General features: G+C 57.7%; 20 protein-coding genes and 1 pseudogene. 12 read left to right on the forward strand and 9 right to left on the reverse strand.

Annotated elements, in window-relative coordinates:
• Position 1 precedes the first annotated feature (1 nt).
• Positions 2-1,957 carry an acetate--CoA ligase gene (gene acs / locus ACZRJ6_RS01695; RefSeq protein WP_463970375.1) on the reverse strand — a complete coding sequence of 652 codons (1,956 nt, stop codon included), beginning with the start codon at positions 1,955-1,957 and terminating at the stop codon, positions 2-4.
• A 395-nt stretch (positions 1,958-2,352) separates the two neighbouring features.
• On the opposite strand from acs, the gene ACZRJ6_RS01700 reads away from it, so the two are divergent.
• The gene (locus tag ACZRJ6_RS01700) at positions 2,353-2,622 is read left to right on the forward strand and encodes a DUF2790 domain-containing protein (RefSeq protein WP_463970376.1); all 270 of its coding nucleotides are present in this window, start codon (positions 2,353-2,355) and stop codon (positions 2,620-2,622) included.
• Between the two features lie 81 nt (positions 2,623-2,703).
• Here the strand turns inward: ACZRJ6_RS01700 and ACZRJ6_RS01705 are convergent, their stop codons facing one another.
• The 4 genes and pseudogenes from ACZRJ6_RS01705 to ACZRJ6_RS01720 form a co-directional block, all read right to left on the reverse strand.
• The gene (locus ACZRJ6_RS01705) at positions 2,704-2,994 is read right to left on the reverse strand and encodes a colicin E3-like toxin immunity protein (protein ID WP_306108741.1); all 291 of its coding nucleotides are present in this window, start codon (positions 2,992-2,994) and stop codon (positions 2,704-2,706) included.
• Positions 2,966-3,028: pseudogene (locus ACZRJ6_RS01710) on the reverse strand (hypothetical protein); the annotation flags it as partial. The gene ACZRJ6_RS01705 and the pseudogene ACZRJ6_RS01710, both read right to left, overlap by 29 nt.
• 102 nt (positions 3,029-3,130) lie before the next feature.
• The gene (locus ACZRJ6_RS01715; protein ID WP_463970377.1) at positions 3,131-3,370 is read right to left on the reverse strand and encodes a pyocin S6 family toxin immunity protein; all 240 of its coding nucleotides are present in this window, start codon (positions 3,368-3,370) and stop codon (positions 3,131-3,133) included.
• 14 nt (positions 3,371-3,384) lie between these two features.
• Positions 3,385-4,593: a colicin E3/pyocin S6 family cytotoxin gene (locus ACZRJ6_RS01720; RefSeq protein WP_463970378.1), complete on the reverse strand. Its 1,209-nt coding sequence runs from the start codon at positions 4,591-4,593 to the stop codon at positions 3,385-3,387.
• A gap of 589 nt (positions 4,594-5,182) precedes the next feature.
• On the opposite strand from ACZRJ6_RS01720, the gene ACZRJ6_RS01725 reads away from it, so the two are divergent.
• From ACZRJ6_RS01725 to ACZRJ6_RS01745, 5 genes are all read left to right on the forward strand, one after another.
• Positions 5,183-6,433 (forward strand): ribonucleotide-diphosphate reductase subunit beta, encoded by a 1,251-nt coding sequence (locus tag ACZRJ6_RS01725; RefSeq protein ID WP_463993528.1) that lies wholly within the window; start codon positions 5,183-5,185, stop codon positions 6,431-6,433.
• 365 nt (positions 6,434-6,798) lie between these two features.
• Positions 6,799-7,335 carry an HNH endonuclease gene (locus tag ACZRJ6_RS01730; protein ID WP_463993529.1) on the forward strand — a complete coding sequence of 179 codons (537 nt, stop codon included), beginning with the start codon at positions 6,799-6,801 and terminating at the stop codon, positions 7,333-7,335.
• A gap of 72 nt (positions 7,336-7,407) precedes the next feature.
• On the forward strand, positions 7,408-8,049 hold the full coding sequence (locus tag ACZRJ6_RS01735) for an HAD-IB family hydrolase (protein ID WP_149413838.1): 642 nt from the start codon (positions 7,408-7,410) through the stop codon (positions 8,047-8,049).
• Positions 8,050-8,156: 107 nt separating this feature from the next.
• Positions 8,157-9,107: a hypothetical protein gene (locus tag ACZRJ6_RS01740; RefSeq protein WP_463966832.1), complete on the forward strand. Its 951-nt coding sequence runs from the start codon at positions 8,157-8,159 to the stop codon at positions 9,105-9,107.
• A gap of 195 nt (positions 9,108-9,302) precedes the next feature.
• Positions 9,303-9,689, forward strand: a complete 387-nt coding sequence (locus tag ACZRJ6_RS01745; protein WP_463966833.1) for an XRE family transcriptional regulator — start codon at positions 9,303-9,305, stop codon at positions 9,687-9,689.
• Between the two features lie 138 nt (positions 9,690-9,827).
• Here the strand turns inward: ACZRJ6_RS01745 and ACZRJ6_RS01750 are convergent, their stop codons facing one another.
• A complete protein-coding gene (locus ACZRJ6_RS01750; protein WP_463966834.1) occupies positions 9,828-10,376 on the reverse strand; it encodes an amidase in 549 nt (182 codons plus the stop codon).
• Between the two features lie 358 nt (positions 10,377-10,734).
• Positions 10,735-11,790, reverse strand: a complete 1,056-nt coding sequence (locus tag ACZRJ6_RS01755) for an MBL fold metallo-hydrolase (RefSeq protein ID WP_463966835.1) — start codon at positions 11,788-11,790, stop codon at positions 10,735-10,737.
• Positions 11,791-11,921: 131 nt separating this feature from the next.
• Between ACZRJ6_RS01755 and ACZRJ6_RS01760 the strand changes: the two genes are divergently transcribed.
• The 3 genes from ACZRJ6_RS01760 to ACZRJ6_RS01770 all read left to right on the forward strand — a co-directional run bounded on the left by ACZRJ6_RS01760 (position 11,922) and on the right by ACZRJ6_RS01770 (position 14,489).
• Positions 11,922-12,542 (forward strand): TetR/AcrR family transcriptional regulator, encoded by a 621-nt coding sequence (locus ACZRJ6_RS01760; RefSeq protein ID WP_463966836.1) that lies wholly within the window; start codon positions 11,922-11,924, stop codon positions 12,540-12,542.
• 221 nt (positions 12,543-12,763) lie between these two features.
• The gene (locus ACZRJ6_RS01765) at positions 12,764-13,822 is read left to right on the forward strand and encodes a diguanylate cyclase (protein WP_463966837.1); all 1,059 of its coding nucleotides are present in this window, start codon (positions 12,764-12,766) and stop codon (positions 13,820-13,822) included.
• A gap of 151 nt (positions 13,823-13,973) precedes the next feature.
• Positions 13,974-14,489 carry a DUF1003 domain-containing protein gene (locus tag ACZRJ6_RS01770; protein WP_149413832.1) on the forward strand — a complete coding sequence of 172 codons (516 nt, stop codon included), beginning with the start codon at positions 13,974-13,976 and terminating at the stop codon, positions 14,487-14,489.
• Here the strand turns inward: ACZRJ6_RS01770 and ACZRJ6_RS01775 are convergent.
• The gene (locus ACZRJ6_RS01775) at positions 14,486-15,376 is read right to left on the reverse strand and encodes a LysR family transcriptional regulator (RefSeq protein WP_463966838.1); all 891 of its coding nucleotides are present in this window, start codon (positions 15,374-15,376) and stop codon (positions 14,486-14,488) included. The genes ACZRJ6_RS01770 and ACZRJ6_RS01775 overlap by 4 nt on opposite strands.
• A gap of 80 nt (positions 15,377-15,456) precedes the next feature.
• Here ACZRJ6_RS01775 and ACZRJ6_RS01780 point away from each other — a divergent pair, with 80 nt between their 5' ends.
• The gene (locus tag ACZRJ6_RS01780) at positions 15,457-16,152 is read left to right on the forward strand and encodes a CTP synthase C-terminal region-related (seleno)protein (protein ID WP_463966839.1); all 696 of its coding nucleotides are present in this window, start codon (positions 15,457-15,459) and stop codon (positions 16,150-16,152) included.
• Positions 16,149-16,469: an antibiotic biosynthesis monooxygenase family protein gene (locus ACZRJ6_RS01785; RefSeq protein ID WP_463966840.1), complete on the forward strand. Its 321-nt coding sequence runs from the start codon at positions 16,149-16,151 to the stop codon at positions 16,467-16,469. Before ACZRJ6_RS01780 ends, ACZRJ6_RS01785 begins: the two co-directional genes overlap by 4 nt.
• Here the strand turns inward: ACZRJ6_RS01785 and ACZRJ6_RS01790 are convergent.
• Positions 16,466-16,789, reverse strand: coding sequence for a DUF2025 family protein (locus ACZRJ6_RS01790; RefSeq protein ID WP_463966841.1), 324 nt, complete (start codon positions 16,787-16,789; stop codon positions 16,466-16,468). The two genes, ACZRJ6_RS01785 and ACZRJ6_RS01790, sit on opposite strands and share 4 nt — an antisense overlap.
• A gap of 246 nt (positions 16,790-17,035) precedes the next feature.
• Here ACZRJ6_RS01790 and ACZRJ6_RS01795 point away from each other — a divergent pair, with 246 nt between their 5' ends.
• Positions 17,036-18,163, forward strand: coding sequence for a glycerophosphodiester phosphodiesterase (locus ACZRJ6_RS01795; RefSeq protein WP_463966842.1), 1,128 nt, complete (start codon positions 17,036-17,038; stop codon positions 18,161-18,163).
• Positions 18,164-18,182: the final 19 nt, after the last annotated feature.

The raw sequence follows: 18,182 nt of genomic DNA on the forward strand, positions 1-18,182 counted from the left end.
CTTACGCGGCGTTCATGGTCTTGTGGGTTTCAATCAGATGCTGCACCACGCCCGGATCGGCCAGGGTGGAGATATCCCCCAAGCCGTCGTATTCGGCCGTGGCAATCTTGCGCAGGATGCGGCGCATGATTTTCCCCGAGCGAGTCTTCGGCAAGCCCGGTGCCCACTGGATTACATCCGGCGAAGCAATTGGCCCGATCTCCTTGCGCACCCAGTTTTTCAATTCCAGGCGCAGCGCTTCACTGGTTTCTTCGCCAGCATTAAGAGTCACATAGACATAAATGCCCTGCCCCTTGATGTCGTGCGGCACGCCAACCACCGCCGCTTCCGCGACTTTGGGGTGGGCAACCATGGCACTTTCGATCTCGGCGGTGCCCATCCGGTGGCCGGAAACGTTAAGCACGTCATCCACCCGGCCGGTGATCCACCAGTAGCCGTCTTCATCGCGACGCGCGCCGTCGCCGGTGAAATACATGCCACGGAAGGTCTTGAAGTAAGTGTCGACGAAACGGTCATGGTCGCCGTAAAGCGTCCGTGCCTGGCCCGGCCACGAATCGAGAATCACCAGATTCCCTTCGCCTGCGCCTTCGATGATGTTACCCAGGTTGTCCACCAGCGCCGGCACTACACCGAAGAACGGCCGGGCCGCAGAACCTGGCTTGAGGGCGTGAGCACCCGGCAGCGGGCTCATCAAGGTTGCGCCGGTCTCGGTCTGCCACCAGGTGTCGACGATCGGGCAACGGGACTGGCCGACGTTCTTGTAATACCAGGCCCACGCTTCAGGGTTGATCGGCTCGCCTACCGAGCCCAGTAGACGCAAGCTGCTGCCATCGGCGCCTTCGCACGCGGCGGTGCCGGAGGCCATCATCGCGCGGATCGCGGTCGGTGCGGTGTAGAGGATATTGACCTTGTGCTTGTCGACAATCTTCGCCACCCGAGTGATGTCCGGGTAGTTCGGCACGCCTTCGAACAGCAGCGTAGTCGCGCCATTGGCCAGCGGGCCGTAGACAATATACGTGTGGCCAGTGACCCAACCGACGTCGGCGGTGCACCAGTAGATTTCGCCAGGACGATAGTCGAACACGCGCTCATGGGTCAGCGCCGCATACAACAGATAGCCGCCAGTGGTGTGCTGCACGCCCTTGGGCTTGCCGGTGGAGCCTGAGGTATAAAGGATGAACAGCGCTTCTTCAGCACCCATCTCTTTCGGCGCGCACACGGTGCCCGCCACTTTCATCAGGTCTTCGTACCAGATGTCGCGATGCTGGTTCCACTTGATTTCGCCACCAGTGCGCTTACACACGATGACTTTCTGGATGCTGCTGGTTTCCGGATTGGTCAGGGCGTCGTCGACGTTGGCCTTGAGCGGAATCTTCTTACCGGCACGAATGCCTTCGTCGGCGGTGATCACCACCTTGGAACGACAGTCGATAATCCGACCGGCCAGGGCTTCTGGCGAGAAACCGCCGAACACCACCGAGTGAATCGCGCCGATCCGGGTACAGGCCAGCATGGCGACCACAGCTTCGGGAATCATCGGCATATAGATAGTCACCACGTCGCCGCGGTGCACATCCTGGCCGCGCAGGGCGTTGGCGAACTTGCAGACTTCTTCGTGCAGCTCGCGATAGGTGATGGTGCGGCTCTCGGCAGGGTCGTCGCCCTCCCAGATGATTGCTGCCTTATCGCCACGCTCAGCAAGGTGACGGTCCAGGCAATTGTAGGAAACGTTGAGGGTGCCATCGGCAAACCACTTGATGTCGACATGGTGATCGTCGAACGAGGTCTGCTTCACCGTGGTGAAAGGCTTGATCCAGTCAAGACGCTGAGCCTGCTCGCGCCAGAAACCGTCGGGGTTGACCACCGACTGCTGGTACATGGCCTTGTAGGTCGCCTCATCGGTTAGCGTGTTTGCTGCTACTTCGGGGCGAACGGGGTACAGAGAAGCCGCACTCATCTTTCTTACCTCGGTGACAATAGTTGTTGTTGTATGCCCCTGTTGTAGCCGGGGTGGACCTATAGAACCATTCGACGATGGTAGTAACAAGCCCCTACAAATTACCCTGCTTTACGCCCATAGCGCTCTGGTCCGCGGCCTACGTCGCTTTTCACCGCTTCAAAAAAACCTTCAATTCGGGATTGTTACAAAAACCGCCAACAGTCTTTATCAAAAGCACGGGTATATGAATATAACGAGGACGCCTAAAATCAGCCTCGCCAACAAAGGCACCGTGATTAACCAAGTTACAGCCCCCACGAAGGCACGTTAATCCGAACTCTCCAATCAAGTTACACACGTGGCCTCACAAGGGGCCCGTGACCCCCTTCGACCGCAAAAAGGTAAAAATAGAAATGAAAGCTTTATTAGTTATGGCCCTTACCAGCTTGTGCGCTACCGCCGCCCTGGCCGACGAGACCCCGACTGACGTAGCCAGCCAGAACACCGCCATTGTTGAGGAATACAGCTACTCCTCCAACCTGGACATCGCCAAAGTCGTGTCCATGAGCTCAGTTCCGAATGTTTGCGAAGTTGTACCGGCGCGTATGGAATATGAAGACCATCAGGGTCAGCGTCACATTCTTAATTACAAAGTCATGGGCAATGGTTGCTCTAACGGTTAATCAACTCGTTAGTGGGTAGTTATCCCAGATAGTATTCGCCGCAAGAAATCGTTCTTGCGGCAAAGAAACCCAGCCCCGAGGCTACTCTACGTCCCGATATTCAAAAGCCACCTGATAGATGTAGACAACTGGATTGATCGGGTGAACAAAAAATGGCTGCAGGGTCGGTATCCAGTCGCTTTTAACATCAAAGCCACCGTTGTTGACGTTATCAGCGCTAGCTATGCCAATGGCATCCATCACAGAGCTATCCTCCCCGAGATCCGTCGAGGACTCCTCTCCCTCGCAGAGCTCCGTATCCACGTCATACCACTCAAGTATTATTTTCAGACCCATTTCTATCTCACAGATATTTGCTGATGCTTCGTTCATCTTTAGCCGAGCCTATCTGCTCGCCAGTAAACGGGTCGAAAGCACCTAGATGACTACCATCACGTGCTCGATATCACGGCAGGCGGCTTTGTACCTCCGAGCTGCCGCCATACTCGAAAGCTAACTGATTGACACGTCAGCCCTCGACCCCGATAAACAAAATTAGGTTCTTCGGGAGGGTTTTGTTCAATACAGCCTCTATTTTGCCGACTTGTTCGTCAGTCAATCGCAGCTCGCCATTGGCGTGTTTGATAAGAGTTCCCCACCCCAACACGTCCGTGATCGACTGTTGATACTCGGGTGCGACATCCAGTTCAAACTGCAAAGAATCGTCTTCGTGCTCATCTGAAAAAAAACCGGTGATGCATAAGTACATGTCCGCCTCCTTGATTATTTCTGTGTTCTTCTTTCAGGTTTTGCTTCTTCCAGTTGAGCCCCAGTTTCTGGATCGAATTCCCCCAAGTGCTTACCCTGCTTGTCGTAAACCTCTACGGCTCCATGCATATAGTCCCACTCATAGATTCTGCCCTTACGATCTTTCCACCGCTTGCGCTCTTGCCCTCCTCCTTGAACATAAGATTGCGGTTTTGCCTTAACCGCATCGGGAAAAGCTGTCAGCTTTTTAGGGGCTGGACGATAGCCAAAGTCGCCCAACCCTACACTGACCACCGCATATAGCGGCCGAACCCCCGAATCCGCCGGGAAGACCAGGATGAAATCTTTGTACTCAGGCGGGTAGACCGGGTTGACGATGATGTTGTCAGCCGCCTCGGTCGGCGGATACACCCAAATATTGGGAACCTGCGGCGCATTCTCCAGACTAGGGATACCTAAGGTGTCGGCAGGGTCAACAGCTGGCGTCCAGATCAGCTCCACCCCGTCGCCCAGGTCCGCTACATAGCGCATATCACGATGGATGACAGAAACAACATCCACCATTTCCCACTCGTGATACTTTCCGGTGTAAAACGCATAACCTTTGAGGGAACCATCAATCTGTTGCTCTACCTGCAAACGAACCCGTGTGCGCGCCCGGGCCAGCGACCGCAACTGATCGTCGCTATACAGGGCGCTGTCGCCGAGCCTGGAAGGCCACAGCAAAGCGACCATTCCCACCAGCAGCCCTGCCGCTACAGTGCCAACCCCCGCAGCAGTAGCGGTTGCGGCCCCGGTTGCGACGGCAGAACTGCCAAGCGCCAGCGTACCCATCCCGGCAGGCGGTTTTGTACCCCCGAGCTGCCGCAATTGTAATAAGCCAGTGTCATCCCGCTCGCGGCCACCGAGTAACGCAAAGGCGCCGTAATCCGCCAGCAGCTCCGTAGGGATATAGCCGCAAGGGTTGTTGTGATTGATGTGCGCGTGCGGCAGATTGCAGGACTTGGCGAATACACAGCCCACAAAGGGCGGTAATGCTGGTTGGGGCTCAACCTTGACACGGGCCTCGTAAGCCTCCTGGCGGACGAGCATGGCGTCGTAAGCTTTTTGCCGGGCGTCACGATCAGCCAGTTCGCGCTCGTTCATATGTTCGAGACGCCGGTAGCCGCCGGTTCCGGTCCCGTAAGACCGCCAGACCTGGGGTACGTCCTTGTTATTTGCCATCGCGCCCTCCTGGCTTGCTACATAACTACATTCGGCGTTGAAACCGGGAGGCTGACGTTATTGCAAGCGGGACGGGACTGAATGTAGGACAGATCTGTTAAGGACTGCGGACTTGGGGACGATCGTAGGGCACAGCGTGCCTAACGGAGGCACCCTTACATATGCCAGCCACAGGGCGATGGAGTGACCGCCTGTAAGCTCCCCTACGACCCATCAAAAAAATCCTCACGCCGCAAGCCCTTGAAAACCAGCACTCCGACCTGAAATGCCGCCATTTTGGCTGGCCACTGAGGCCATCTGCTGCAACACAAAAGCAATTTCTTCCCTATAATGCGCGAGTAAATCGGGCCTGCAATATCCCTTTACATGGGACGAAGAGCCAGACCTGAGGCCCCGCCGGAGCAAGCAACCGTCGCTGCGCACCTCAAGCCCCAAGCAGAGCACCCGAGACAACTTCCGTTTAATGCCTGGCGTCAGCTGTTGCAAGAAACGATTCCTTAAGATCCACCGCGGCCCCAAGGCCGTGTGAACACCCAACCATCCGGTTTCACACGGGCACCTTTGGCCCTCACGCAGGAGACGACACGTCATGCTGAGCTGGGACGAATTCGACAAAGAAGAACAAGGCGAAGTAACCGCCAAAGGCGCCAACGCCGGCCACGCCACCGAAGCCAACATGGACCGCCTCGACGGTGCCGGCGCTGCCGCCGCCATCGAAGCCCGCGCCGTCACCGCCAATGACTCCGCAGCGATCGTGCGCGCCAAGGCCGCCCTGGACAAACTCGACGTTGCCGAAGGCCTCGCCGAGTTGGAAGGTGCTGCCGCCCGCGTCGCCGTCGACGAAAAGCGCATGATCAACTGCCGCGCCGACCTCAACCAACTCGTGCCCTTCAAGTACGACTGGGCCTGGCAGAAATACCTCGACGGCTGCGCCAACCACTGGATGCCGCAAGAGGTCAACATGACCGCCGACATCGCCCTGTGGAAAGACCCCGAAGGCCTGACCGACGACGAACGCCGCATCGTCATGCGCAACCTGGGCTTCTTCTCCACTGCTGATTCGTTGGTCGCCAACAACCTGGTCCTGGCCGTGTACCGCCTGATCACCAACCCGGAGTGCCGCCAGTACATCCTGCGCCAGGCCTTCGAAGAGGCGATCCACACCCACGCCTACCAATACTGCATCGAATCGCTGGCCATGGATGAAGGCGAGATCTTCAACATGTACCACGAGATCCCATCGGTCGCCAAAAAGGCAGCCTGGGGCCTGAAATACACCCGCGCCATCTCCGATCCAAAGTTCGAAACCGGCACCGTCGACACCGACAAGGAGCTGCTGCGCAACCTGGTCGCCTACTACTGCGTCCTGGAAGGCATCTTCTTCTACTGCGGCTTCACCCAGATCCTGTCCATGGGCCGCCGCAACAAAATGACCGGCGTAGCCGAGCAGTTCCAATACATCCTGCGCGATGAATCGATGCACCTGAACTTCGGTATCGATGTGATCAACCAGATCAAAATCGAAAACCCACATTTGTGGGATGCCGAAATGAAGGAAGAAGCGACCCAGATGATCCTGCAAGGGACGCAACTGGAGATTGAATACGCTCGCGACACCATGCCGCGCGGAGTGTTGGGGATGAATGCGGCGATGATGGAGGACTACCTCAAGTTCATCGCTAACCGTCGCCTGTCGCAGATTGGCTTGAAGGAAGAGTATCCAGGGACCACAAACCCGTTCCCATGGATGAGCGAGATCATGGACTTGAAGAAAGAGAAGAATTTCTTTGAGACCCGCGTGATCGAATATCAGACTGGCGGTGCGCTTAGCTGGGATTGATTCCTAAGCCAATTAGCACTTGGCTGATTTGAGCTAATAGCTATCACGTTCTAAAGAAGCCCTGACTAGCTCAGGGCTTTTTTGTATTCGCTGAGCGCAAAAAATCCTACAAGGACGTAGGAAATTTCGTAGACGTGATAATGGCCGCTCAGTATCGTCCGAGGGTTTTCTACCCTCGGCGACTGTATGGATACGCAAAAAGGTAATACGGGCTGGAGTGACGCGGAGCTTGAAGCTTCGGTCGATGCCTATTTGAAAATGTTGAAGCTTGAGCAGAGGGCCAGGCGTTCAAAAAATCGGTGGAGAACCGTTTGTTACGCGAAGGGCCGTTGAGCCTGCGCAGCGCTTCGTCTATTGAGTACCGCATGCAGAATATTTCTGCGGTGATTCAGCTGTTGGGTTGGCAACCCATCAAAGGTTACGTGCCAGCTAAAAACGTTGGCGTCGGTGTGAGTGCTCGTATTCGCGCGGTGCTGGAAGCTAAAGCTGTTTTGGATGCAGAGACTTATGTCGCTACAGCCGATGAAGCGGAGCTTGAGGCGCGTGCCGCCACGTTGCAGAAACTGGCGATTACCGCAGAGCCACAAGGGATTGTGAACCCGCAGCAGGTCAGTACTACCAGCACTTCTTATGTGCGGGCCCCTCAGGTGCGAGCTTGGGTTCGACAAAAAGCAAAGGGTATTTGCGAAGGCTGTGGTGAACCGGCGCCGTTCACAGGACATGACGGCACGCCGTTTCTTGAAGAGCACCATGTTAAGTTTCTAGCTCAGGACGGTTCGGACCGGACCAGTAACGCAGTGGCACTGTGCCCGAACTGCCATCAACGTTGCCACCGGTCGAGTGATCGACACGCTTTTACAGCAGAGTTGTACTCGAAAATCGCGAGGTTGCGGGAAGAGTAAACTCCGGCAGTTATAGAACATGTATTTCGAAAACCCGCTCCACAAAATCGAGACCATCCAGTGAACCCAGACATGCTCGAATCCGGCCCATTAGGCGCCAAGGTGCTGTCGGTCTTTGACTTCGACGGCACCCTAACCCACCACGATAGTTTTGTGCCCTTCCTGAAATTTGCTTTTGGCAAGTGGGAGTTCAGCCGGAGAATGCTGAAACTGGCCGTGCCTGGTGTGCGGTTCCTGCTGCGCCAGATCAGTCGTGATGAGCTCAAGGCGCAATTGATCCGCACGTTTATGACCGGAGTGGAGAAAGCGTGGGTACAACAGAAGGCCGAGGAGTACTGCCAGGCGAACTGGGCGCGATTGATGCGTCCGGCGGGTGTGCAATCGGTTGAGGATGAGATTGGGTCAGGGGCGGTGGTGACGTTGTGTTCCGCTTCACCGGCGTTGGTGTTGCAGCCTTTTGCGGATCGGCTTGGGATCAAGTTGATTGGGACGGAACTTGAGGTGGTGGATGGGGTGCTGACTGGGCGGCTCACGGGTAATAACTGTCGGTGTGAGAATAAGGTGCTTCGGCTTGAGGCCGTTTATGGGGATCTGGGTGAGTATCGGCTCAGGGCTTGGGGCGATACTCGCGGGGATCGGGAGTTATTGGCGGCGGCGCAGGATGCGCATTTTCGGCACTTTCACTCGGCCAGGCGGCGGGGGCGGCAGCGCTGATGCCATTGCAGCCTCGCTAAAGCTCGACCCACATTGGATTTCCTTCGCGGCTGATATTTGGGCAATATCCCGCTATTAATAGCGAAATATCTCACGGACCCGAGCCCATGAAATTCGATACGGCCTACTGCCTGAGTCTCGACGAAAAGGTGTCGATCTACGACGTTCGGGATCTGAATTTCGATGAAACCGCCGCCTTCAATTCGGACAAGGACAGTTTCCTCTGCCCTAACGATGAATGCCGAGCGGCATTTGCGGCGGGCAACGCGCTGGGCACATTCAACGCGAAGAACGTCAACTACCTGCGCACGCCCCACTTCAAAAACATCCCCAGCACCCGTCACATTGACGGCTGTCGCTACGCCAGTCACAGGGCAGCAATCGGCGAAGCCGAGGATGCACGCGAGGAAAACTTCCCGTCGGAATTTGTCCTGGCCCGCCGTCAGTACGAGCGCAAAACGCCAGTGGTCGGAACCGAGGGCGCTGCCTTGCAGGCCCCAGTGAAAACGCCCTCAAACCGCAACACCGAATCCCACAATTCCAGCGACACCACGCCAGAAAAGACCAGCGTCTTCGCCCACCCAGTGGAATGCTACGTCTCCAACATCGACGACAAGGACAAGCTCAAGGGCATGCCGTTGAAGATCGGCGAGCATAGCGCGACTTACTGGGCGTTTTTCAAGAAGATCGAATACCTGCAGGACAACAAGGGGCTGATCTACTGGGGACGGATCAAGGAGATCAAGGATTACCAACGCAGCTTTCGCATCGACTTCGAAAAGAAGGTCTGGCTCGACAAGAAGCCCTACTCAGTCAACGTCTACCTGAGCAAGGCACTCATCGAAAACTACCGCAAGCGCAAGGCGTTCCTGGAGCAGATCAAGGCGGCGGTGGACAGTGAGCGGGCGTTGTATTGCTTCTTCTATGGGGTTACGCCGGAGTTGAAACAGGTCCCGAGCAAGAAAGACCCCGAGCAGACGTTCGGGGTGTTCAGTGCCGATATTCAGAACCTGGATCACCTGATTATTCGGGAAGCGCCGGGGCTGGAAGAGAAATGAAAAAAGCGCACGCGGCTTTAGAGCTGTTGAAGGCTAACATCGCGGTAGTCATGAAAAGGTTTGTATTGAAACCTGGAAGTGGCGAAATAGAGCAGCGCAGGCCCAGAGAAAAATTCCAGTTGATGAGCGGTCAAAACAACTGTACAAAAACACAGTATAGTTTGTCCTCCCCCGTCGGACTCCTGGAGAAAGCCCATGTCCTCTCTGGCAATGAGCAGCACCGTAGATCAACAAATCGTCCTCCATCAATTCACCCCTCGGCATAGCGTCCAGGCCCGCGCGATGCTGGGCTGGAGCCGGGAAGACTTCTCCCGTGAAGCCTTGGTGGAGGTAGAAGCGATTCAACACTTTGAAAGCCATGGCGAGGTCGATGACAAGACCCGCCTCACCCTGGCGTTTCGCCTGGAGGCTGAGGGGCTGGTGTTTTTCCCGGGGTTCGCGCCAGGTTGGGGAATGAATGTGCGGCGCCCCACTGCCGTGATGGCTACTGCCGAGATTGCCCCCAGAGGCATCATCTCGCGGATTCTGGGCTCAGCACCTGCATCAACTGTCCCAGCAACGCCTCAACCGAATGGTGCGTAGAGTCCAGTCGAATCAGCGGGCAACCGAGTTCCTTCATCCAGGTTCCATGCCTGCGCAGGCTGTGGAGGCTATGGCTATGATGGCCGTCGTCGTAACGGGCGGCCCAGGCCAGGAAGGCGGTGCTTTTTTCGTAACGACTCAAGCATCCGGAAGGGTACTTTGCCGCAACGCCTGCTGATAACCCCGTACCAGTGCCGACAACGAATCACGGGCCCAGCGCGCACCGTAGAACCACAGCACAACGCTGGTGCCACTGGCATCTTCGCCAAATGTGACGCAAATCCCGGGGTATCCGGCCTTGCAGGAAGCATGAAAGGCGGTGCTCTGCCCATCGGATACCAGCGCATCCAGGCGATGCTCTGTCACGCACTCATCAATCTCATTGCTGGACTCAAGGGTGAAGTACAGAGCGTCATCCGGTAATTTCGCAGGCACCGGCACCAACTGGGCGCCTGCGATGCGCAGCACCTCCAGTGCCTGTCGAAAAGAGAGGCAGTGTTCAACGGTTTCGCGCACCTCGCCGCGCACGTATTCGTCAGCAAAGCCGATACGCCAACCGACCAGTGCAAGAGGAGACTTCAAAGCACTGTTATCCCGAATCGGGGGGACTTCCACCATGACCGGGCCCACCGGGTCGACGCCACTCAAAGCGGTGAGCGATAAGGCGGGATCGCGCACGGTCCTCATCATCGGCCCTGGTATGTCGAACCTGGGACTGTAAGCAAGTACTACCGAATGCGCTGCATGACCTACGCCAGGGTCGAACTCGATACCCCCATGGTCGGTAGCATTTCCCTGAATACCCACCGTCCCTCCCTGGACCTGCGGTGCGCAAAACAAGGCTTGGACGTTATTGATTGCCGAAGGTATCCCAAGGGCGCATGAGACGCCCGACGGGAAGGTTTCCCTACACTTATCCTCCATAAGAAACCACTCCCGAAAAATGAATTCCCGGGAATCATCGCACCCTTTTCTCCTGTTCTCCCAAGACAGAAACACCTTGAAAAGCCCTTTTGCCAAAGCGGCCCTCAAGCCTACCCGTGCCTCAACCCAAGGCGTGTTCTTCAACCCCATCAGGCTCGACATCCAGCCACCAGGCTCGTCCCCGATCAGGTTGCGTCAGCATGAATGCCTGGCCCATGGGCGGCGTGGCAATCGACACATTACGCTCCCAGGCCAGCGCCATGATGCGATCAAAGGGTTCGTGCCAAGCGTGAAATGCCAGGTCGAAGGTGCCGTTGTGGATCGGCAGCAACCAGCGACCCTTGAGGTCAATGTGAGCCTGCACGGTTTGCTCTGGTTGCATATGAACATGGGGCCAATCGACGTTGTAGGCACCGGTTTCCATTAGGGTCAGGTCAAACGGCCCGTACTGCTCGCCGATGTGCTTGAAACCGTCGAAATAGCCGGTATCGCCACTGAAGAAGATCCGCCGCGCATCATCGATCATCACCCACGAGGCCCACAGTGTTTGGTTGCCATCGAACAGGCTGCGGCCGGAAAAATGCTGGGCCGGGGTGGCGACAAAACGAATGCCGTCGACCTCGGTGCCTTGCCACCAATCCAGTTGCCGGACTTTACTGGCGTCCACGCCCCACTTGATCAGGGTGTCGCCAACACCCAGCGGCGCCAGAAAGTAGTGGGTCTTGTCCGCTAGTTGCACCACGGCTTGGCGGTCCAGATGGTCGTAATGATTGTGGGAAAGAATTACTGCTTCAATCGGCGGCAGCTCATCAAGGCTGATGGGCGGTTGGTGGAAACGCTTGGGGCCGGCCCAACTGAAGGGCGAGGCGCGCTCAGCGAACACCGGGTCGGTGAGCCAGAACTTGCCACGCATTTTCAACAGGACCGTGGAGTGACCCAGGCGAAACACGCTGTGGTCGGGGGCGGCAAATAGCTGCTCACGGGTCAGGCGTTGCACCGCAATCTCGCCCACAGGGCGGGTACTGCGGGGCTTGTGGAAGAGCATTTTCCAGAAAATCCGTAAAGTCTTGCCAAAACCCGCGCGCTGCACGCAAGCGTGATTGCTGAAGTGACCTTCCTGCTGTTTGGAAGATTTCAGCGTAGAAGTGGAAATGAGACGGGGCGATACCGTGGCCATTACAGGGTGACTCCTACATGACATGATGCGTGCCAGAAACTACACTGCACAGTGTAGTTTCAAGGTTGCTACAAAATCCGGAGCAAGTAAACTACCGAGTGTAATTTTCTCCACAGAGCCGAAATCCCCTCATGACTGCACCCCAGCGCCTCACCGACCGTAAACGCGAAGCCATCGTGGCGGCTGCCATCGCCGAGTTTCGCGACAACGGTTTCGAGGTCACCAGCATGGACAAGATCGCCGCCACGGCCGGTGTGTCCAAGCGTACGGTGTACAACCATTTCCCCAGCAAGGAAGAGTTGTTCACCGAGATCCTGCATCAACTGTGGGCCAGCAGCGTGGCGCAACTGGACGTCAGTTACAGCAGCGAACGCCCCTTGCGCGACCAATTGCGGGTGTTGCTGCAAGCCAAGATGAAGATGATGTCAGACGCCAATTTCCTCGACCTGGCGCGGGTGGCGATTGCCGCCACTATCCACTCACCGGAGCGAGCCCAAGACATTGTCAACCGCCTGAGCGAGCGGGAAGAAGGTTTCACCCTGTGGGTACGAGCCGCACAAGAGGATGGCCGGCTCAAGGCGGTCGACTCGTGCTTCGCCGCTCACCAGGTGCAAAGTCTGCTCAAGGCTTTCGCCTTTTGGCCGCAAATCACCCTCGGCCAGCCCGCCCTGGATGCGGCCACTCAGGCCAGCGTCATCGAGTCGGCCATGGATCTGTTTCTGGCCGGCTACGAGATCACCGACCGCCGTTAAGCCGCGTCCTCGCAAACGGCCCCGGCCGATCCTGTCGCCTGCGCGACATTAGCAGGTCGTTTTTGCCCACCCCCCCCGGTTTGTGCGCAAATGGCCTGGAAGGACACTGATTATTCCTGCGCGAATGGCTGACAATATTCGCCTATCATCTGGCATATATGGCCTTTCGATAATGTGCGCCTTTGTGTTCGCAAAAAAAGAAAAACCTGACGCAGGAATCTATGGAAAACCTACGAGGCAAAGGGCTGTCATTTGCCAGACGCATTTATCGGCCAAGGATTATCGGACTGGGCATTGGCAGCGTCTGTGTGCTTGCCGCCCTGTACCCGCTGCCTATGCCGAGTTGGGTCTGGGGCTTGTGGCTATTCAACGCCTTTATCTGGCCGCACCTGGCGTATCAGCTGTCGAGCCATTCGCCGTTTCCCTACCAGGCAGAGCGGCGCAACCTGCTCTATGACTCGCTGTCGGGCGGATTTTGGGCGGCGGCAACCCAATTCACACCACTGACCGCCGTGACCATCCTCGCGATGATGACCATGCACAACGTCGCGGCGGGCGGCAAGCAGCTGATGATTCGGGGTGCCCTCGCGCAATTGGTGGGCATCGCGCTAGCCTGGCTGGTGTTCGGGCCTTCGTTCAACCCAAATGTCAGCCTGATCCAGGTGTATGCCTGCCTGCCGATGTTGACCCTCTACCCGGTAGCCATCGGCATGGCCAGTTACCGTCTGGCCATCAAGCTGTCCGAACACAAGCGAGCCTTGAGCGCCCTCGGCCGTACCGACAGCCTGACCGGCCTGCTCAATCACGGTTCCTGGAAGGACCTGCTGCAACTGAAGTTTCACAAGTGCCAGCAGCAACAAACCCAAGCCACCATCGCCCTGATCGACATCGATCACTTCAAGCAAATCAACGACGCCTACGGCCACATCGTCGGCGACCGGGTGCTGCGGCAACTGAGTAAGGAACTACGGCGCAGCGTGCGGGAAAACGACCTGACGGGGCGTTATGGAGGAGATGAGTTCTGTGTGATTCTTCCAGACGTGTCCCAGGAGCAGGCTAGCTATGTGATGGAGCGTTTGCGGGAAATGTTCAGCCGTTACCGCGACCCGCAAGCCCCTGAACTGCGGGTCAGCCTGAGCATCGGCCTGGCCTCCTACCAACCGCAATTCACCCAGGCCCACATGTGGCTCAATGCTGCTGACAAAGCGCTGTATGCCGCCAAAGGCACGGGGCGCAACCGCGTTGCTGTCGCAGAAAGCGTGATTGCCCGTTCTGCCTGAACATACGCTGATAACAGGTGCGGACGGCGAGCCTGTAACAAGCTTCGCCCCTGTCGCGGCCTCCGAGGGCAACAGCGGGGATTTTCACGTGTTCGACAGGGTCATCGGTCTATAGTGGATCACTGTCTTATGCCGATGATCCGAGCCCGCCATGACCCCAGATAAACCTCAAGCCAAAGTCGATCACCTGCGTTTCCATCGCGCCCACGCTCACCTGGAGCCGACCTTCGGTAACGACACCTTCGCCCTGAAAGCCGAAGCCTTTGCGCGCTTCTTTGGCACGCCGACCTTTCTCGGGGCGCAAACGGCGATTGTGGTGCTGTGGGTGGTACTCAACGGGACAGGCGTCACCCACTTTGACGTCTACCCATTCATCCTTCTCAACCTGGCGTTCAGCCTGCAATCGGCCTATGCCGCGCCGCTGATTCTACTGGCCCAAACGCGCCAGGCCGCCCGGGACAAAGCCCAGTCCGACGCCGATGCGCAACACCGCGAAGCCCTGGCCGTCGCCAACACCGAGCGCCAGGCCCAGGCCGCCCAGAACACCGCGCAACTTCTGGAGTTGCTGGAGCAGAACACCCGGCTGACGGAGATGACCAAACAGCTGACCGAACGCATCGAAAGCCTGACCAGCGAAATGCATCAGCAGTTTGTGCGCAAACCTTAGCCCCCAGGCAACCGCACATGCTGGCCCAACTCATCGAACAAGGTCACCACTGAGCGCAGTGCTCGGCAGTCAGGCCGGGTCAGCAACCACAGGGCCGTGTCATGACCGGCGAGCGCCGGCCCCAGGGGTTGTAAGCCGTGATGCTCACCCAAGAGAAAATCCGGCAACGCCGCTACGCCCAACCCGGCGCGCACCAACTCAGTGACTGAAAGCATGCTGTTACAGCGGTAGCTTGGCAGCACTCCCGGCAAGTGCTGGCGGCGCCAGGCCACCGTCGGGTGATCGGGTAAAAAGTCATCCGGCGCGATCCAGGCCAGGGCCGCCAGGTCATGCCCGTCATGCTGCTGCCCGTAACTGGCGCTGGCACAGACCCGATAAGCGACCGTCCCCAGGCAACGGCCCACCAAATGCTCCGGTGGGGCCTTGGTCAACCGCAGGGCAATGTCAGCGTCGCGGCGGCTGAGGTTGGCGAAGTCATTGGATGTGCTCAACTCCAGGGTCAGCGCCGGGTACCGGGGCATGAATTGCGCCAGGGCCGGCAGCAACAAGCCTTGCAACACCGAGTCGGTGCAGGTCAGGCGCACCGTACCGCTGATCATCTCACCGCCCTGTTCCACGCCGATACGCGCGGCTTCCAGAGCCTGCTCAGCGCGTTCGGCCTGCTCGGCGAGAGCGGTGGCCAAGGTGGTGGGCAAGTAGCCAGCGCGGCTCTTTTCAAACAAGGCCTGGCCCAGCGCCGCTTCCAGACGCCGCACCGACCGGAACACCGTGGACACATCGACTCGCAGCAACGCCGCCGCCCGCGCCAGGGTGCCGCCGCGCACCAGGGCGAGGATCAATGAGAGGTCTGGGTAGTCGATTCGATAGTGCGCAGCTGCATTGAGCATGTGTAATAACGCCAATATTGATTGCGTGAACGCCAATCTATAGTGGCCACTAGGACTCAACAAGCCAAGGAATACAACCGATGACTAAAACCTCCGTGCACCTGGCACTGATCGGCGACTACGACCCGCAGGTCACTGCGCACCAGGCCATCCCCGTGGCCCTGCAACTGGCTGGCGATGCTTTGGGGCTGACCGTGGATTTCGACTGGTTGGCTACCGACACCATCAACTCCATTGAACAGTTACAGCACTTCGACGGATTCTGGTGTGTCCCCGCCAGCCCCTATCGGGACTTGGATGGCGCGCTCCTGGCGATCCGTTATGCCCGCGAACAGCAGCGCCCCTTCCTCGGCACCTGCGGCGGTTTTCAACATGGCGTGCTGGAATACGCCCGCAATGTGTTGGGCTGGGCCGATGCCGAACATGGTGAACTAGCGCCGGATTCGCCCCGCGCGGTGCTATCGCCACTGAGTTGCACACTGGTGGAGGCGACCGACAGCATCCATCTACTGGAAGGCTCGCGTACTGCCAACGCCTATGGCAGCCAAGACATCAGCGAAGGCTACCGCTGCCGCTACGGCGTCAATCCCGACTTCGCTAACGCCCTACTGAGCGGTGCCCTGCGTGCCACCGGCCATGACGCTGCTGGCGATTTACGAGTGGTGGAACTCGATGATCATCCGTTCTATGTCGCGACGCTGTTCCAGCCGGAGCGGGCCGCCTTGAAAGGCACCGTCCCACCGTTGGTCAAGGCATTGCTCAGGGCCTCGGCATGATCGCCCAAACACCGGCCCCGCCCTACTACGCGGTGATTTTCAGCTCACTGCGCACCGAGGTGGATCAAGGCTACGGCGAAGCGGCCGAGCGCATGCTGGAACTAGCCCACGAACAGCCAGGCTTTCTCGGCGTTGAGTCGGCCCGAGGTGAGGATGGCTTGGGGATTACCGTGTCCTACTGGAGCAGCGAGGCAGCGATCCTCGCCTGGAAGCAGCATGGCGAACACCGTGAAGTGCGTGAACAGGGCCGGTCCACCTGGTACTCGGCGTTTCATACGCGGGTATGCAAGGTGGAGCGCGCCTATGCGTTCGCTTAACTGACCAGACTGCGCACCGCACTGATCTGCGCGATTTCCACCCGGCGCATGTACACACGCAGCGGTTCGGTGATGTTGATGCGGTCGTCGATGTTCTGGTCCAGCAGCAACTGAATGTGCTCACGGGACAGGGTCATGGTCTGCTCATCAACAGGCAGCCAGACAAACTCACTGGTGGGAATGATGCCGTCGTCGGCGACGTCCATGCCGAAGGAATCTTCGCTGAAACGCACGATGTAATGACCGGTCTTGCGGTTCAGGCCAACAAAACCGTTGAGTTGGTCGGCTGCCTGGCAGATAAGCTCGGACGTGATGCGCATGGTAAACCTCACTGAAAAGTCCCACAGGGGAAGTGAACGATGGTTTACACACGAGGCAAGAAAAGAAGGCAATGCAGGTTTCCCTCTAGTGGGGAAACTCGGGCCAAGAGTACTGCAAAGCACAGCACAAAAGCGCAGAAAAATGGCCCATGCGCACGTTAATGTCGGTTTGGTGATAGCGCACTTTGCATTCAATTGTTAAAAAGGAAGCCTTCTTGAAGCTACCTCCACGAAAGGACCTCGCATATGCCTGTCACGTTTACCAAGAGTGCCCTGCTGCTCGCCCTGATGCTGGGCCTTGGCCACGCACAGGCTGACAGCCCGATCAGCTCGACTGAACTGGCGACCAAGGAAGGCATTCCCCATCCTGCGGTCATTGCTCATCGAGGCGCGTCCTTTGATGCTCCGGAGTCCACCGCCGCAGCCTATAAAGTGGCCCGCGACCTGGGTGCCGACTACCTGGAATTGGACCTGCAACGTAGCAAGGACGGCGTGCTGTTCGCCCTGCACGACAACAACCTGCAACGCACCACCGACGTCGCCACCAAATTCCCTGAACGCAAAGACAGCCCGGCTAACGAGTTCACCATGGCCGAGCTGAAAACCCTGGACGCCGGCAGCTGGTTCAACACCGCTTACCCGGATCGCGCACGGCCAGGGTTCGTCGGGCTGAAAATCCTTACCCTCGATGAAATCATCAAAATTGCAGAAAGCAACCCGCAACATAAACCAGGCTTGTACATCGAAACCAAAGAGCCGAAGCAGTTTCCGGGGATCGAGAGCGACCTGAAAAACAAGCTGTTCGATAAGGGTTGGCTGAGTTCCATCGGTTCCAACCAAGCCCAGAAGGTCATTGGGGTCGGCCAAGGCAAGGGCCGCGTGGTGCTGCAAACCTTCGAGAGGGACAGCCTCAAGGAGCTGCAGAAGGAAATGCCTAACACGCCAAAAATCCTCCTGCTGTGGGTGGGTGAAGGCAGCATCGAACCCAAGTCCAAAGTGACCTTCGCCGAATCCGGCGAGACCACCAAAGCCGCCTACTACGCCAAGCAGGAACCCAAGGACAACGCTGAGTTCGAAAAATGGATCGACGAGGCCAAGAGCCTTGGCGCCATCGGCACCGGCCCGTCGGCCCTGCTGACCAACAGTGGTGACCAAAGCTATTCGGACCTGGTCCAGCCATGGATGAACCAGATGGCCCACGACAAGGGCCTGCTGGTGCACGTCTACACTGTCGACGAGCCAGTGGACTTCAAGAAAGTGATGGACGCCGGTGTCGATGGCATCTTCACCAACCGCGCCGCCGAACTGCTCAAGTACTACAATCGCGCGCCGGCTTCGAGCGTGTCGAATCTGCTGGAGGACAATGGTTACTGAGTGGCCCGCCCCAAAAAAA

The organism is Pseudomonas sp. C321 (assembly GCF_055407105.1).